Origin of the sequence: Virgibacillus sp. LDC-1 (assembly GCF_030137545.1) — a bacterium.
Taxonomy (GTDB): domain Bacteria; phylum Bacillota; class Bacilli; order Bacillales; family Amphibacillaceae; genus LDC-1.
Genome location: NZ_JARUVL010000045.1, coordinates 1 through 315 on the forward strand (window position 1 = coordinate 1; position 315 = coordinate 315).

Annotated in this window: 1 rRNA gene; it reads right to left on the reverse strand. The window is 43.8% G+C overall.

The features are described 5' to 3' along the window. Window positions 1-83: ribosomal RNA gene (locus QBK89_RS15070) — 23S ribosomal RNA — on the reverse strand; the annotation flags it as partial. Between the last annotated feature and the right edge of the window lie 232 nt (window positions 84-315).

Consider the following 315-nt stretch of genomic DNA (forward strand, 5'->3'; position numbering starts at 1 on the left):
CCCCGAGGCATATCGGTGTTAGTCCCGTCCTTCGTCGGCTCCTAGTGCCAAGGCATCCACCGTGCGCTCTTATTCACTTAACTAACAATGAATAAGCATAATGCTTATATTTGCTTTACGCCTTTTTCAGCTTCAGCTCCTTGCGATTAGTGTGACTTCCTTTGCTTCTGTACGATAAGTCAACATCGATTCACTTACGTTCATCATGTTTCCTTTATCTCCTTCCGCTCAGTCCAGCCCATACATCGCATAACAGTCGCTTCCGCTTTTAGTTGATGTCGTTGGTATTACTCTTATTTAGTTTTCAAGGTACAA